Raw genomic sequence first — 14,592 nt, forward strand, 5'->3', positions numbered from 1 at the left:
CATCCTTTCAACTTGCTTCTGTTTATTATGTAAAAAACCCTTCTTTGTGCAAGAAGGGATTTGCATTCCAGAATATTTCTCAACGTATCAAAACACCTCACATTATACCACACGTTACTAATGTTTCACAATAATATATACATTATCTTGTAAGCGATGTGCAATCCCATCTAAAATAGCCTCTAAATTATTTGCAACAAATTCCATTTCCTCTGTCGACTCGCAAATAAATAAAGGGGCACCACCTGCAAATTTCTCTGGAGTTGTTGTAATGACTGCGAGAATAACACTTTCTAACATCATCTCTTATCTCCCCTTCCTTTCGGAGCTTCTGATGACATATGAACAGCACTCTCTAATGTTGGTACATTTCCGATTACCCCTATCGCTTTTTCTGCATCTTGATCTTGCGGCAGAACAAAAATCCCAACTCTCCCATCCTCTAAATCACGCTTCGCTAACGGTACAAGTGCCGGCGTTCCAGAATCTCTATATATTCCTAAAGCAACCGAAACATCATGTAAAATAGCTTGCCGTTGTCCTAAGTTTGAGATTGTAACCATCGCATCTATCGATTTCGGTTTTAAAATAAATCCCATTCCATATTTCATAATTTCTTCTTGCCTTGCTGGCAATCCAATATTCATAATGTAAATATTATCAATATAAAGTCCCGCTCCTTCAAAACGAAGTGGAACGTGCTCTATTTCTACAAGGTCATGAAGTCTTTTACCTGACATTAATTTTTTCGCAATGAAAAAACTTACTATACCAGTAATTACCCCGGCAATCCATGAATCGAATCCTATATACGCAAACGTTGTTACAAACGACGTTAACATCGCCAAGTAGTTACGACTTTCAAATACTAATGCAATTCCTTCAATGTATGTATTACCACGTGGTACGAGCTCATATCCATCTAATTGTTGAAGCGTATTTCTTTCCATATTGCGCACATCACGAAATTGCGTCGCTGCTAACGTAAGAAATGTAATTGCAGAGAAATCTTTTTTCAAAACAGACGGAATCGCAATTGCTCCTAAGGCAGCCGCAATTAATCCCATCGCGATATGAATAATTTTCCCGTGAAGCCTCGTCGGATATTGCCTCGTATCGGTACGAAGCATTAACAACCTAGTTATTGTACCTGCAATTACGCCACATAAAATAGCTGGTGTATATTCAGTCATGTATTACCCTCGCCTTTCTTTTACGTGTTTTCCTCTTAAATTGTTCCATATATACCGATGCCTTTGTAATCCAAAGTAAAATCGCCATAAATAAAGTGGAAACAGCAGCAACATCTAAAAAAGCTAAACTGCCGTATTCATAAGGAAAATGTAATTTACGAAAAATCAGCGTCACCAATAATTCTCCTTGTAACATCCCTATATATAAGGAGCATAATCGTAATATGCGATCCCCGTGCAATAAAACCGATGCATACACAAGTGCACCACTTAACAGCAACAACCTATCAACCACAATCCAAATTGGATCATATACTTCTAACAAATGAAAGCTTGTATATAACATTGCAATAATAAGTGCCGAAAGTAAGGTATATAATTTTTTCCAAATAGAATATAACGCGATACCTACAAAAGAAATAATACAAAGCAAAAGGGCATTTACCGATATTGTGAAAGAAACAATCGTCACATTTAACGGAGAACAAATAATAAAAATTAATATACAAGCACTTATCTTCCAACGAATAGATTCCTTTTTCATAAAAAAGGTCACGACAATCCACCCTATCCAAGCAACAAAATAAAAAGTACTCCCATCCATCATTTCACCTCCTATGATTTCCATTATGGGAACTTTTTATGAAAGTTAATCCTCCTTTTCTTTGTGCATAGTTTTTCTCATAACAGCAAAACTTTTAATAAGGAGGTGTAACTCACAATGGGTAAAGATCGCCAAGAACGAAAGCTAAGAGAATCACGCCGCGTTGAATCTGATCGCGACCAATCACTTCAATATCCCGGTGCAACAAGTCTTGATACACCGGAGCAAGCTCGAAAGCAGAATCAGCATTAAATAAAGTGAAACTTCAGTGAGTAGAATCCATCCCACTCATTATTAGCCCACACCAATCGGGCTTTTACGGGCAATACAAAAAGACGGTTTCGATAATGTACGAAACCGTCTTTTTACACAATTATTTTATTTCTACTCGTAATATAATTCTTTTGTTTTCGCACTATAAACCCTATCACTTGATGAGGCATCAATCGTAACTATGCCTGTTGGTTTTTTAGAATATGTAATAACATAAGACGTATGAAGAGAAGGATTTTTACTCTTTACCTCAACACGTACATAATCCGTCTCTCCTATTTCATTTAACTTTCGCTCACCCTCTTTTTTCACGCCTACAATATCTTCTTTTTCCTCTTTAACTTCCCTACTCACAATGGTATTTCCTTGATCAGAAAGTAATACTACTTCAGAATTACTTAAATTCACTTTATTTGGTATATTAAAATAGTAATTCACATACGAATCTTCCGATGGATTTTTGTCTTCTCCTAATTCCCTTGGCAAAATTAGTGCTTCTATTCCACTTCCTGCATTCACCATTGGATTCCTATACAATTTTTTCCCGACTGCGATTGCAATACTCGCCGTTTTAATTGTTGATTGTACTGTTGTTGAACTAGAACCCCCTTCTCTTACATTTGAAGTTAATGAAATTTCAATCTTTTTATTATATCCAGAAATCGCTGTATCTTCTCTTATATTTCGTGCATGGATATTAATATCTTCACTATTATATGTAATGCGTCCTATCGTATTTTTACTATTTTAAGATACATTTTCTCCTTTTTTATTAACATCCTCATCCTCTAAATTATCGTGAATTTTATCTTGTCTATTTTGATTCTTAAATAACAATCTCTTATCTTGTTTTATCGCTAACCAGCTATATAGAGAGGCATACTTTCTTACTTTTGCCATGTTTCTCTCCACAAACATGGCAAAAGTAAGAACCCTCCAATAATTCAGCAGCACATTTTCTTCATTTCTTCATTTTTATAACCACTTTTTCAATCATAGCTTTTTTGTATAATATCCCTATATATATTTATTATAATATAATCTCTCTCTTTTTTTCCATTTATAGAATTATATATAATGATAACTTCCCACCCGGACCGTTGATTTTTTACAGACTGTGTCTTAACCTCTTTTTCCGTTCTGTGTCAACATGAAAAAATAGCCCTTCACCTGACTCAAAAGGGTCAGGTGAAGGGCTATTTTCTTAGTTTCTATCATTTATTATTGTTTTCATTTAATAAAATTTAAAAGATATCAGAGTGTTGGAAACCCTAAAGGGTTTCTCGACACTCTGAAAAAAATCAACCGGACGGTTGATTTTTTATCGCCTACTATAATGTGCAGTATCAATCCCTCGCTGCGCTAACCAATGATACGTTTCGCCTTTTACAACAAGAGGTACAGATTGTAACTCTTCTATCGTCTTCACGCCAAGAGCTGTCATAATAAATTTTAAATCTGTATGTAAAAGATCGATTTCATCCACTAATTTCTCAACACCATCTTGCATTAAAATACGTAAAAAGTATCCAGCAAACGCAGTTGTATTCGCCCCTAATGCGATTGCCTTCGCCACGTCAATTGCTGTTTGTATACCCCCAGATGCAATAAAAGAGAGGTTATTATTTGTAGAGGTTGCTTCAATAATCGAGGTAGCTGTTTGTATGCCCCAGTTATTAAAATAAGAAAGCATTCGCTGTCTTCTTTCATTTTCAACAGCAGCAAAATTCGTACCACCTTGGCCGCCAATATCAATTGCTGTTATACCTATACTCGCTAACTGTTGTACTGTTTCCTTACTCATTCCAAATCCCACTTCTTTTACAATGACAGGAACTTTACTGTTTAAAACAATTTGTTCAATTCGCCGAAGTACACCAGTAAAATCACGGTCTCCTTCTGGCATCGTTAACTCTTGTATGACATTTAAATGAATTTGCAGTGCATTCGCTTCAATCATATCAACGGCACGCTCTGCCTGTTCGACAGTTGCCTCACTCCCCAAATTAGCAAAGAAAATACCATTTGGGTTTACCTTTCTGACGATCTTATAAGAAGCCGCCTCGCCTTCATTTTTTAAAGCTGCCATTTGCGATCCTACAGCCATAGCAAGGTTATGATGTTTCGCTACATATGCTAATTGCTCATTAATATGTAATGTTTGCTCTCCTCCACCACCAGTCATCGCATTGATAAAAATCGGCGAACTTAGTGAAAGTTCGCCGATTTTTGTTTCACATGTTACAGTATCATAACTTGAATTTGGCAAGCTTTGATGCACAAAATCAATATCATGAAAGCCATGCGTACGAGACTGACCAGTAGAAAGAGCATATTCAATATGATCTAATTTACGTTTTGCCCTTACCACTTGTACCCCTCTTTATTTCTTTAATTTTTTCAGTTGTTCACCAATAATATCACTTAACTGGAAAGTAGCAGAATCAGCATTTGGCTCATATTGGCTATAATCTTCTGTTACATTATTTTCTTCAAGCGTTTCTTTTATGCTTAAAGAAATACGTTTTTCTGCTACATGGACTTCAAGTACTTTCACTTTTACTTCTTGTCCCATTTCCAATACTTCATTTGGATTTTTCACGTGACGATTTGCAATTTGAGATACATGCACAAGCCCTTCAACACCAGGTAAAATTTCAACAAATGCACCGAATGTAACAAGGCGTTTTACTACGCCCTCACGAATATCTCCAGCCTTTATTTCGCCAGCAACATTTTCCCAAGGTCCCGGCTGAGCTGCTTTAATTGATAAAGAAATACGTTGCGTATCAGCATCAACAGATAACACTTTTACCTTTACCTTTTGACCTTGCTCTAATACCTCAGAAGGTTGCTCTACACGTTCGTGTGAAATCTGTGAAATGTGAACTAAACCGTCCACACCACCAACGTTAACGAAAGCACCAAAATCCGTTAATCGTTGTACTGTTCCTTCAACAATATCCCCTTCTTTTAACGAAGAGATTGCTTCTTTTTTCTTAGAATCTAGTTCTAGTTCTACTACCGCTTTATGTGAAAGAATAACACGATTTTTTTCACGGTCTAATTCAACAATTTTCACCGCTAATGTTTTTCCTTTATAGTCAGCAAAATCTTCTACATAATGTACCTCTACAAGTGAAGCTGGGATAAAACCACGAACACCAAGGTCCACAACTAACCCACCATTCACGATATCTTTTACAGTAACATCAAATACATGACCAGAATTAAATTTCTCTTGTAATTCTACCCACGCTTTTTCTGCGTCAACAGCTCTCTTAGATAAAACAAGATCATCTTCTTCTAATTTAATAATTTTCAATTCAAGTGTTTGATCTAATTCTACAACATCGCTTGCTTTTTCAATATGAACGTTAGCTAACTCACTAATCGGAATTACGCCATCTGTTTTGTATCCAACATTTACAAGCACTTGTTTCTCTTCAACTTTCGTTACAGAACCTGTAACAACGTCACCAACTTGTAATTCTTTTGAATTCATAACTTCTTCATTCATTTTCTCTACCATGGAAATACCTCCCTACAGAATTGACAAAGCATTTTTATGTATATACGAAATGAAAAAAATGTTTTCATTTGCATGTTTAAGAATTTATCATCACATATTCTGGTTCAATACAGTTCACAAGAAACTATATTAAACCTATATAAATAGTATACAGCAAAATCATCTTGAAGAAAGTATGATTTGAAATATAATAGCGAATATATTCTGACAGTTTTTCCCCTCTGTAACTAACTTCTTACAAATTAGCCCATTTGTCAAGAAAAGAGACTTATAATTCACTTATCCTTTACATTTCAAAAAAAAAAAAAAGAAAGAGGATAGTCCTCTTTCTTTATTTCGCAAATACTCCTGAAACAATACCCATAATTTTTTGGACAACTTCTTCAATTGATAAAGAAGTTGTATCTAATTCCAATGCATCATCAGCTTTTTTCAAAGGAGAAACTTCGCGTTCTGAATCTAATTTATCACGCCTAGCAATGTCTTCTTTTAACTGCTCTAAATTAGAATCGAAACCTTTATTCATATTTTCTAAATATCTTCTTTCCGCTCTTTCTTCTACAGAAGCAAGCATAAAGATTTTCACTTCAGCATCTGGTAGTACATGTGTACCAATATCACGGCCATCCATTACTACGCCGCCTTTTTCAGCTAATTCTTGTTGACGACGTACCATTTCTTCACGAACAAGGCGATGCTTTGCTACAATAGATACGCGATTCGTCACATCTGGCGTACGAATCACTTCGGAAACATCTTGTCCATTTAAAAATACAAGTTGTGTATTTTCCCCTTGCTGAAATTCAATATTTACATTTTTTACAACTTCCATTAACTTTTCTTCATTTTCAATATCCACTTTTTGTTCAAGGGCTGCATATGTAATAGCACGGTACATTGCGCCTGTATCAATGTAAACATATGAAAGTTTTTTCGCAACAACTTTTGCAACTGTACTTTTCCCAGCAGCCGCTGGACCATCTATAGCAATCGAAATTCGTTTATCCATTGTAACACCTCATTTTTCACTTATAAAAACAAAACGAAAAGCAGGTATTCTCCCCCTGCTTCTTCTCATTTGCCTCACGTCATTAAATCCTCAATTATTGTAGCATAATCCATCATAGAAGAAAATGAAAACTACTTATTCACCTGTAAGATTTCCGCCTTATTTTGCGTGACGACACCTTCGTAATAAACAATTTTCGATAAATATTTCACTGAAGATTTATGTATAAAAAGCAGTTGGACGAAAGAAAGACAAATAAATTGAATCAGTAATATACGAATTATAATTTTCTCCACTTTTTTCAAAAAACTCACTCCTTCCCTCTCTACACTTACACATCTCCTCTCATAAATTTCCATAAACAAAACCTAACCTAATAACCACTTACCGCAGCACACTTAAAGTAATTTATTTTATTGTCATTTTCTAACCATACTTTTATACATTTTCATTGTCGAATTTACTCAAAACATGTTATGTTCTAAATGTATTTTTCAACTTGAAAGGGGTATAAGCATTGAAAAGAATCCTAGTTTTACACACAGGTGGAACAATTGCAATGGAGGAAGATAAAGAAACTGGGGTCGTACAACCAGGTGAAAAGAATCCTCTTTTAAAATTTATTCCTGATTTAGAAGGGGATGTTGATTTAATTGTCGAAGATGTGTTTCATCTTCCATCTCCTCACATGACTCCTAGCGAAATGCTACAATTACAAGTCATCATTGACGAAAGAGTAAAACAAGACGATATTCACGGCGTAGTCATTACGCATGGTACCGATACATTAGAAGAGACAGCTTATTTTCTTGATTTAACAGTTCAAGCAACGATCCCGATCGTTGTGACAGGAGCAATGCGTTCTAGTAATGAATTAGGTGCTGATGGTCTATATAATTTCTTATCAGCTGTAAAAGTTGCTAGTAGTAATGAAGCTGCTGAAAAAGGCGTTCTAGTCGTATTAAACGACGAAATACATTGTGCTACAAATGTAACAAAAACGCACACAAGTAATGTCGCGACATTCCAAAGTCCACAGTACGGACCAATTGGCATGGTAACAAAACGTGGTGTTGTTTTCCATCATGCTTTAGTGCATCACGAAACATGCACAGTACGACAGATCTCTAAAAACGTTGTCGTTCTAAAAGCATACGCAGGTATGGATGATACATTACTATCAGCAATCGAAACACTACCAGTAGACGGAATTGTTATCGAAGCACTTGGACAAGGTAATTTACCTCCAAGAACACTTCCAAGTCTAGAACGATTAATAGGCAAAGGAATTCCTGTCGTATTAGTGTCTCGCTGTTTCAACGGTATCGTTCAAGATGTATATTCGTATGAAGGTGGCGGCAAGCAATTAAAAGATATGGGCGTTATATTCACATACGGTTTAAATGCTCAAAAGGCGCGTATTAAATTATTAGTCGCATTAGAGAATACAAATTCTCATGAAACAATCCAAAATATGTATATGCACGATTAAAAAAGAAGCTGTCGAATTTCGACAGCTTCTTTTTATTCTTCTCTTGATGCAATGGTTTGCGCAATCGCATCTCCATGGAATCTACCGTTCTCGATAAATATTTCATTTGCGTTATTCCCAGCAGCAATTACACCTGCAATGAAAATATTTTCAGCGTTTGTTTCCATTCTATCCTCTGTATAAATCGGACGCCCTGTTTCTTCATCAATCCGAACACCCATCTTCGTTAAGAAGCTATGATCAGGATGGTAACCAGTCATCGCAAATACAAAATCATTTTTGATTGTAAATGATTCACCATCAACCGTATATGTTAATGTATGTTCAGTAATTTCTTTCACATGAGCCCCGAAATGCATTTGAACTGTCCCATTTCGTACTAACGCCTCAAATTCCGGCAAAATCCACGGCTTAATACTTGGCGAGTATTCCCCGCCACGGTATAGAACTGTTACACGTGCACCCGATTTAACAAGCTCTAACGCCGCATCTATACTTGAATTTTTACCACCTATTACAACGACATCTCGATCAAAATAAGGATGTCCTTCTTTGAAATAATGAGCTACTTTCTCAAGTTTCTCACCAGGTACATTCATATAATTCGGATTATCATAATATCCAGTTGCGACAACAATGTATTTCGCCACATATATTTCTTTGTTTCCGTCACGCTTCGTCGTTTCAACTTTAAAAACATCACCATCTTTTTGAACTTGTTCCACTCGTTCAAATGCGTTTACACGTATAGATTTACGCTTTACTACTTCACGATAATACGCGAGCGCTTGATTACGAAATGGCTTACGATTTTCTGTAATAAAAGCAACTTCACCAATTTCTAATTTTTCACTAGAGGAGAAAAATGTTTGATGAGTTGGATAATTATAAATCGCATTTACAATGTTCCCTTTTTCGATCACTAACGGATTTACCCCCACTTTTTGCAACGAAATCGCCGCTGCTAATCCGCATGGACCGCCTCCGATAATAATAACTGTTTCTTTTTGCATACTCGGTTCACTCCTAGTCTTCTACCTCTGCTTTATTTATATAAACAAGAAAAAACCTACTTACAGCAGTAGGCACCTATCTTTATTGTATTCATTTTTCATATATTTGTCATCTAAACGAAACATACATCCGATAGACATCTGCTAAAAACTGCTGAAATTTAATTCCTTGTTGCCCTAATACATTTTCAGGATCGATTTTCCGAGTAGGATCCAACGTTTTGTGTGACACAATAGCCTTTTTAGGATTTAAACCGAAATTTTGACATAAATAAGCGTGATACCACGCAAAACGAGTATACGCCTCCCAAAAGTTTACGTCGCCACCATAGCAAAGTTCAACCCCAATTGCAGCCTTATTCGCATCATAACCGAATAAATCATTATCCGTTGGCACATTGTATCGAACATGGTACGCAACTTCATTTATAGGGACAATTTCTAATATTGTTTTATCATCAATAAATGTATGCGCTGAAGCTTTCGGTTGTATTTCATTAAAGTAATCCCGATTTCCTATCGCATTGCTACCAGGGTTCCCCGTATCATGACTTACAATAAATCTTACTTTTGAAAGAGGAATTCCTGGTCGTGAATTTCCATACCCAATATAATTACGCTCAATAGGGAACATCGCCATTACTACCAACTCCCGCTCTAAAAAATTACCTTACTTCCTTATATATGTATTCGGTGGCAATGTCCTTATGGCATTATTTCTTATGCGAAGAGAAAATCGAAAATATTTGATGTGAATACCATAAATAATACAATACTTACAGCCACTCCGTAAAAACCGTAAAACCAAACACAATCTTCTTTCGTATCTAAACCGAAAAACTTATTTACTGATTGTAATAATGATCCACGCTTACTATGATTATTTCGTAAAACTTCCACTCGTTCCACAACATCTGCTGGCATCATAAATCTTTGGTCTACTGTCATTTTCATCATTTATCTCTCCTTAAAATCGTTTCCGTTTTGCTTATCTAAGGAAAGTATAGCACGTTTGTTCGTATAGAACAAGCGTTCTTTTTGTTTTTATTTTATTTTTCACCAAGCTACGTAATAATTCCAATTACTACTGCGATAATCAGCCCTCCAACAACCAGATGCAACAAACCCTCTCCAAACATTCTAAAAACACTTGTTTTCTGAGTATTTCCAATCCTTGCTATTTTACTTTCTAGTTGGTTTACCCTTTCTTCTAATCAATCTACTCGATTCATCATTTCATTATTCATATCCAACACCTCTAACTAGTAACTTCAACAAAAAACGCGATTCCCTCAAAAGGAAATCACGTTTTCTCAAAACATTATATATTATACCCAACCTCTGAAGCGACTAGCCTCAGCCATTTTACGAACACCAATCATGTATGCAGCTAAGCGCATGTTCACTTTACGAACTTGTGATGTTTCATAGATTGAATCGAATGATTTTACCATTACTTTTTCTAAACGTTGTTCTACTTCTTCCTCAGTCCAGTAGTAACCTTGGTTATTTTGTACCCACTCAAAGTAAGATACCGTAACGCCACCAGCACTTGCTAATACGTCTGGAACAAGTAAGATACCACGATCTGTTAAGATTTTTGTTGCTTCTAATGTAGTTGGACCATTTGCAGCTTCAACTACAATTTTCGCTTTAATCTTATCAGCATTTTCTTCTGTAATTTGGTTCTCAATTGCAGCTGGAACTAAAATATCGCAATCAAGTTCTAACAATTCTGTGTTTGAAATTGTATTATTAAATAGTTTTGTTACAGTACCGAAGCTATCGCGACGATCTAGTAAGTAGTCAATATCTAATCCATTCGGATCATGTAGTGCACCGTACGCATCTGAAATTGCAATTACTTTCGCGCCTGCATCATGCATAAATTTAGCTAAGAAGCTACCCGCATTCCCAAATCCTTGAACAACAACGCGTGCACCTTTAATATCAATGTCACGTTTTTTCGCAGCTTCACGAATACAAATTGTTACACCTTTTGCAGTCGCTGTTTCACGTCCGTGTGATCCACCTAATACAAGTGGTTTACCTGTAATAAATCCTGGTGAATTAAATTCATCGATACGGCTATACTCATCCATCATCCATGCCATAATTTGTGAGTTTGTAAATACATCTGGAGCTGGAATATCTTTTGTCGGACCAACAATTTGGCTAATTGCTCGTACATAACCGCGGCTTAATCTTTCTAATTCACGGAAAGACATCTCACGTGGGTCACAAATGATTCCACCTTTACCTCCACCATATGGTAAATCAACAATACCACATTTTAAACTCATCCAAATAGAAAGTGCTTTCACTTCATTTTCTGTTACGTTTGGATGGAAGCGAATTCCACCTTTCGTTGGACCAACAGCATCATTATGTTGCGCACGATATCCTGTAAATATTTTAACAGTCCCGTCATCCATACGAACTGGAATTTTCACTGTCATCATACGAATTGGTTCTTTCAATAATTCATATACTTCGTTTGGATAACCCAATTTTTCTAATGCTTCATTAATTACAATTTGTGTTGAATTTAACAATTCAAAATGTTGTTCCCCTTGTTGTTGTGTTTTCGTTTGAGTTCCCTTTTCGGCTACCATAGTAAGTAAACCCCCTGTAATTTCACTTGTTTAGTAAACCTTCATTGCCTAGTATACACCGTTAAATTTGGAATGCAATAGAAAACGCTAACAAATATATACAAACTATTTTGTGTTGCAAGCGTTTTCACTATTATTATAGTCCTTTTATTGCTTTTAGAAAAGTAAAATACTTAAATATTTAAATATTTTTTATTTTCATCAAAATACGTTCGATAAAACAATTATTTCATCAAAAAATACTGATCATATTTTTAAATATAGATCGGCTAGTCTTGTTTCCTACACTTAGCTTTATAGATTTTAGATTTTCCAATCTTCAGCTGAATAAAAATAAAACCTCAAGCTACGTTACATTAGCTGAGGTTTTGTTTTTTTACAAAGTAATTGTATATTTGTTCAATTGCTTGAGAATCCATTAATTCTTTACCATATTCCATTATGCGGTAAATTGTTGCTGTTGACGGATTACCGTATTCCGCTAAAATAGCTATAAAATCCGCCTTCAATAATTGAAATTGCTCTTCTTCTTCTATCCAAAGATAGAAACGATCATCCCACGTATACAACTTCCCATCAGTTACACCAAGGTTATATAAGCGATTTGACAAATTGATTACATCATCTAATGTAGCAAACTCGTAAAGTATATGTTCACTTTCATCAAGAGTCACTTGCATTTCAATAAACTCGTCACGGAACTCATCTTCTGTATCTACTTCGTGATTTTCTTTTGTTACAATTACAACCATACCTTGAGCTTGTAGAGAAAATACTTCAACAGCAATCGGTCCATCCGCTTCAAACCCTAATTCTTTATTCGCTTCTTGCATCATATCACGGAATAGTTGCTGTACTTTCGGTGCATTTCTCCACAAATCTTCTTTCGTTAATCCTCGTTCAGATAAATCATCAAATGTTAGGAAAATTTTAATCTTATTATAATTTAAACGTTCCAGTCTCATCTCATACCCTCCCTACGTAACCATTGCATCTAATTTTTATTATATGAAATAGAAAATAGATGGTTCTTTTCGAACGACTATTCTGACATTTTTAACCATCCATCCCATTCTTCTTTCGTGTTACCAATTAGGGTATTTTGAAGATTTAATTGATCTCCAATGCCTTTTCTTCCTATAAAACCACCCGAGAGGTTTTCATTTTTTTCTTGCAATAAGTCAATAAATTCTACTGCCTCTTCAAGTTCTCGTTCATCATCAAAAGATATAAACAAATATTTAGGTTGTAATTGTTCAATAGCTAGTAAAATACCTTCTTCATCTAAACTTGTCCCCATATACATTGCTTGATATCCTTTTAGTCGTAAATACGTCGCGAAAATAAATCCTTTTAATATATTATTTTCTAAAACGAAAACTTTGTTAACGGAAGAATACACTGACGCATTATGATATATCATTCCTAGACGTGTTTGTAAGAATGATACAACATATTTGAATTGTGACATTGTAATCTCATTATTATTTTTTAAAGATAACAACTTGTTTGCCACTTGAAGGATGATGCTTGTAACAACCTTTTCTGTTGAATATATACTAAAAACCTCGTTTAATAATGCAGAAGTTGTAATTTCATCAAATTTTAACAAAGCTTGTAGTATATCGTCCACTAAAACAACTTCTGTATCTGTAATTTTTTCTTTTTGAATGTTGTTCTGCAACCGATTCCCTTCTAATAACTGAACTGCTTGTCCAATCATCATTCCCTCAGAAACTTTATTCATTAACCATTTCAAAATATGAATATGCTCTTCTGTATATAAACGATGCCCCGCACGATTTCTCTTTGGGGCAATAATATGATAGCGTCTTTCCCATGCGCGAAGTGTACTCGGTTGAATTCCGAGTATATTCGAAACAGCTTTTATATTATATGTCCCATTTAAAGTCGGCATTATTTTCCTCCGCATAACGTAATGATATGTGTTTGGGAAGGTGCCCGAAAACGAAGAGGGAGTAATGTTGTTCCATACCCATTACTAACAAAGAGAGTCGTATTAGAATGCTTATATACACCACCCTTTAAATGCTTTTCAGATGGAAACAACCGAATCTGACCTCCATGTGTATGTCCACTTAATACGAGCGAAATTTGTTCTTTACCAGACATTTTCTTTATTATATCTGGGTTGTGACTAATTAAAATGCGAAAACCTTCTTCTTTACAATCAGACAACGCTAAATCTAAACGATCTCGTTCTAATCCAACATCATCGATACCGAGTAAGCAAATTTTCTCTCCTAATTCAGACTCAAATACAACTCTTGTATTATCTAATACCTTCACATTATTTTCTATTAATAAAGCATCTAATTCGTGATATTCAATTTCATAATCATTATTTCCCCATACAAAATATACAGGGGCTATTTCTCTTAACTTTTGAATATTTAAAGAGATTTGCGATAAAGGTACTCCTTTTTCAGCTAAATCGCCGCCAATAATTACGATATCTGCTTTTCCTTTCACTCGTTCAATTAGCGAGCTAGAAACGATCCTTCTATGAATATCCGAAATAAAAAAAACTTTAACTTTTTGAAAACTTTCCGGAAATTCTTCGAATACTAAAGTATGTTCCAACACTGTATTACGCATCGCTTCTTTATACATTCCAAGAAGACATACAAAACCAATGCATATGAGAGTACATAATAATATAATCCATGACATATATTTTTTACTCTCCCTCCTCGTAAAGTATAGTCCTTAATTTTATGTGAAGCTATATCACTCATTTAGCTAGCTCTCATACTTCGTGGACTTATCTTTTATAGGAATTTTCAATTCTTGTCCTACTTTCACTTCATCTTCTTGTAAATCATTATACTTTTTTATTA

At 35.2% G+C, this 14,592-nt stretch carries 18 protein-coding genes and 1 pseudogene; 2 read left to right on the forward strand and 17 right to left on the reverse strand.

The annotated features are described in order from the left end of the window. Nucleotides 1-117: 117 nt before the first annotated feature. The 3 genes from V7038_RS03660 to V7038_RS03670 are packed head-to-tail and all read right to left on the reverse strand — an operon-like array spanning nucleotide 118 to nucleotide 1,797. Nucleotides 118-303 carry a capping complex subunit for YIEGIA gene (locus tag V7038_RS03660; RefSeq protein ID WP_002149362.1) on the reverse strand — a complete coding sequence of 62 codons (186 nt, stop codon included), beginning with the start codon at nucleotides 301-303 and terminating at the stop codon, nucleotides 118-120. After that, nucleotides 300-1,193: a YIEGIA family protein gene (locus V7038_RS03665; protein WP_002086625.1), complete on the reverse strand. Its 894-nt coding sequence runs from the start codon at nucleotides 1,191-1,193 to the stop codon at nucleotides 300-302. Before V7038_RS03665 ends, V7038_RS03660 begins: the two co-directional genes overlap by 4 nt. Continuing rightward, on the reverse strand, nucleotides 1,186-1,797 hold the full coding sequence (locus V7038_RS03670; RefSeq protein ID WP_002168792.1) for a YphA family membrane protein: 612 nt from the start codon (nucleotides 1,795-1,797) through the stop codon (nucleotides 1,186-1,188). Before V7038_RS03670 ends, V7038_RS03665 begins: the two co-directional genes overlap by 8 nt. A 117-nt stretch (nucleotides 1,798-1,914) precedes the next feature. Here V7038_RS03670 and V7038_RS03675 point away from each other — a divergent pair, with 117 nt between their 5' ends. Then, nucleotides 1,915-2,049, forward strand: coding sequence for a YpzI family protein (locus tag V7038_RS03675; protein ID WP_000513901.1), 135 nt, complete (start codon nucleotides 1,915-1,917; stop codon nucleotides 2,047-2,049). A gap of 132 nt (nucleotides 2,050-2,181) precedes the next feature. Here the strand turns inward: V7038_RS03675 and V7038_RS03680 are convergent, their stop codons facing one another. The 6 genes from V7038_RS03680 to V7038_RS03705 form a co-directional block, all read right to left on the reverse strand. Then, nucleotides 2,182-2,592 (reverse strand): hypothetical protein, encoded by a 411-nt coding sequence (locus tag V7038_RS03680; protein WP_335469204.1) that lies wholly within the window; start codon nucleotides 2,590-2,592, stop codon nucleotides 2,182-2,184. Between the two features lie 225 nt (nucleotides 2,593-2,817). Further along, entirely contained in the window at nucleotides 2,818-2,970 is a 153-nt protein-coding gene (locus V7038_RS03685; protein ID WP_335469181.1) for a hypothetical protein, read from the reverse strand. A 421-nt stretch (nucleotides 2,971-3,391) separates the two neighbouring features. Further along, complete coding sequence (gene fni, locus V7038_RS03690) at nucleotides 3,392-4,441, reverse strand: type 2 isopentenyl-diphosphate Delta-isomerase (protein WP_070128149.1); 1,050 nt, start codon at nucleotides 4,439-4,441, stop codon at nucleotides 3,392-3,394. A 12-nt stretch (nucleotides 4,442-4,453) separates the two neighbouring features. Then, nucleotides 4,454-5,602, reverse strand: a complete 1,149-nt coding sequence (rpsA, locus tag V7038_RS03695; protein ID WP_002201144.1) for a 30S ribosomal protein S1 — start codon at nucleotides 5,600-5,602, stop codon at nucleotides 4,454-4,456. Between the two features lie 331 nt (nucleotides 5,603-5,933). Then, nucleotides 5,934-6,611, reverse strand: a complete 678-nt coding sequence (cmk, locus tag V7038_RS03700) for a (d)CMP kinase (RefSeq protein WP_002158601.1) — start codon at nucleotides 6,609-6,611, stop codon at nucleotides 5,934-5,936. A gap of 131 nt (nucleotides 6,612-6,742) precedes the next feature. After that, nucleotides 6,743-6,916, reverse strand: coding sequence for a DUF5359 family protein (locus V7038_RS03705; protein WP_171902551.1), 174 nt, complete (start codon nucleotides 6,914-6,916; stop codon nucleotides 6,743-6,745). Nucleotides 6,917-7,128: 212 nt separating this feature from the next. Between V7038_RS03705 and ansA the strand changes: the two genes are divergently transcribed. Next, complete coding sequence (gene ansA / locus V7038_RS03710; RefSeq protein WP_081339958.1) at nucleotides 7,129-8,103, forward strand: asparaginase; 975 nt, start codon at nucleotides 7,129-7,131, stop codon at nucleotides 8,101-8,103. 32 nt (nucleotides 8,104-8,135) lie between these two features. On the opposite strand, the gene V7038_RS03715 is transcribed toward ansA, so the two are convergent. The 8 genes and pseudogenes from V7038_RS03715 to V7038_RS03750 form a co-directional block, all read right to left on the reverse strand. Then, entirely contained in the window at nucleotides 8,136-9,116 is a 981-nt protein-coding gene (locus V7038_RS03715) for a YpdA family putative bacillithiol disulfide reductase (protein WP_335469184.1), read from the reverse strand. A 109-nt stretch (nucleotides 9,117-9,225) separates the two neighbouring features. Next, nucleotides 9,226-9,756, reverse strand: coding sequence for an N-acetylmuramoyl-L-alanine amidase (locus V7038_RS03720; protein WP_199692755.1), 531 nt, complete (start codon nucleotides 9,754-9,756; stop codon nucleotides 9,226-9,228). An 80-nt stretch (nucleotides 9,757-9,836) separates the two neighbouring features. Beyond that, nucleotides 9,837-10,073 (reverse strand): DUF3961 domain-containing protein, encoded by a 237-nt coding sequence (locus V7038_RS03725; protein ID WP_002149379.1) that lies wholly within the window; start codon nucleotides 10,071-10,073, stop codon nucleotides 9,837-9,839. A gap of 371 nt (nucleotides 10,074-10,444) precedes the next feature. Continuing rightward, nucleotides 10,445-11,731 carry an NAD-specific glutamate dehydrogenase gene (gene gudB, locus V7038_RS03730; protein WP_000225168.1) on the reverse strand — a complete coding sequence of 429 codons (1,287 nt, stop codon included), beginning with the start codon at nucleotides 11,729-11,731 and terminating at the stop codon, nucleotides 10,445-10,447. A 356-nt stretch (nucleotides 11,732-12,087) separates the two neighbouring features. Next, nucleotides 12,088-12,696, reverse strand: coding sequence for a genetic competence negative regulator (locus V7038_RS03735; protein WP_002158605.1), 609 nt, complete (start codon nucleotides 12,694-12,696; stop codon nucleotides 12,088-12,090). Nucleotides 12,697-12,773: 77 nt separating this feature from the next. Further along, complete coding sequence (locus V7038_RS03740) at nucleotides 12,774-13,649, reverse strand: MerR family transcriptional regulator (protein ID WP_002202619.1); 876 nt, start codon at nucleotides 13,647-13,649, stop codon at nucleotides 12,774-12,776. Beyond that, on the reverse strand, nucleotides 13,649-14,425 hold the full coding sequence (locus V7038_RS03745) for a metallophosphoesterase (RefSeq protein ID WP_016104317.1): 777 nt from the start codon (nucleotides 14,423-14,425) through the stop codon (nucleotides 13,649-13,651). The genes V7038_RS03740 and V7038_RS03745 overlap by 1 nt, the downstream gene beginning before the upstream one ends. A gap of 69 nt (nucleotides 14,426-14,494) precedes the next feature. Beyond that, nucleotides 14,495-14,592 (reverse strand): annotated as a pseudogene (locus V7038_RS03750) (LysM peptidoglycan-binding domain-containing protein); the annotation flags it as partial.

Origin of the sequence: Bacillus sp. JJ783 (assembly GCF_036963225.1) — a bacterium.
Taxonomy (GTDB): domain Bacteria; phylum Bacillota; class Bacilli; order Bacillales; family Bacillaceae_G; genus Bacillus_A; species Bacillus_A cereus_U.

Excerpts from the sequence above, each read along its gene's own strand:
- V7038_RS03660 (WP_002149362.1), bottom strand. The coding sequence starts at position 303 with ATGATGTTAGAAAGTGTTATTCTCGCAGTCATTACAACAACTCCAGAG.
- V7038_RS03665 (WP_002086625.1), bottom strand. The coding sequence starts at position 1,193 with ATGACTGAATATACACCAGCTATTTTATGTGGCGTAATTGCAGGTACA.
- V7038_RS03670 (WP_002168792.1), bottom strand. The coding sequence starts at position 1,797 with ATGGATGGGAGTACTTTTTATTTTGTTGCTTGGATAGGGTGGATTGTC.
- V7038_RS03675 (WP_000513901.1), top strand. The coding sequence starts at position 1,915 with ATGGGTAAAGATCGCCAAGAACGAAAGCTAAGAGAATCACGCCGCGTT.
- V7038_RS03680 (WP_335469204.1), bottom strand. The coding sequence starts at position 2,592 with ATGGTGAATGCAGGAAGTGGAATAGAAGCACTAATTTTGCCAAGGGAA.
- V7038_RS03685 (WP_335469181.1), bottom strand. The coding sequence starts at position 2,970 with ATGGCAAAAGTAAGAAAGTATGCCTCTCTATATAGCTGGTTAGCGATA.
- rpsA (WP_002201144.1), bottom strand. The coding sequence starts at position 5,602 with ATGGTAGAGAAAATGAATGAAGAAGTTATGAATTCAAAAGAATTACAA.
- cmk (WP_002158601.1), bottom strand. The coding sequence starts at position 6,611 with ATGGATAAACGAATTTCGATTGCTATAGATGGTCCAGCGGCTGCTGGG.
- V7038_RS03715 (WP_335469184.1), bottom strand. The coding sequence starts at position 9,116 with ATGCAAAAAGAAACAGTTATTATTATCGGAGGCGGTCCATGCGGATTA.
- V7038_RS03720 (WP_199692755.1), bottom strand. The coding sequence starts at position 9,756 with ATGGCGATGTTCCCTATTGAGCGTAATTATATTGGGTATGGAAATTCA.
- V7038_RS03725 (WP_002149379.1), bottom strand. The coding sequence starts at position 10,073 with ATGATGAAAATGACAGTAGACCAAAGATTTATGATGCCAGCAGATGTT.
- gudB (WP_000225168.1), bottom strand. The coding sequence starts at position 11,731 with ATGGTAGCCGAAAAGGGAACTCAAACGAAAACACAACAACAAGGGGAA.
- V7038_RS03735 (WP_002158605.1), bottom strand. The coding sequence starts at position 12,696 with ATGAGACTGGAACGTTTAAATTATAATAAGATTAAAATTTTCCTAACA.
- V7038_RS03740 (WP_002202619.1), bottom strand. The coding sequence starts at position 13,649 with ATGCCGACTTTAAATGGGACATATAATATAAAAGCTGTTTCGAATATA.
- V7038_RS03745 (WP_016104317.1), bottom strand. The coding sequence starts at position 14,425 with ATGTCATGGATTATATTATTATGTACTCTCATATGCATTGGTTTTGTA.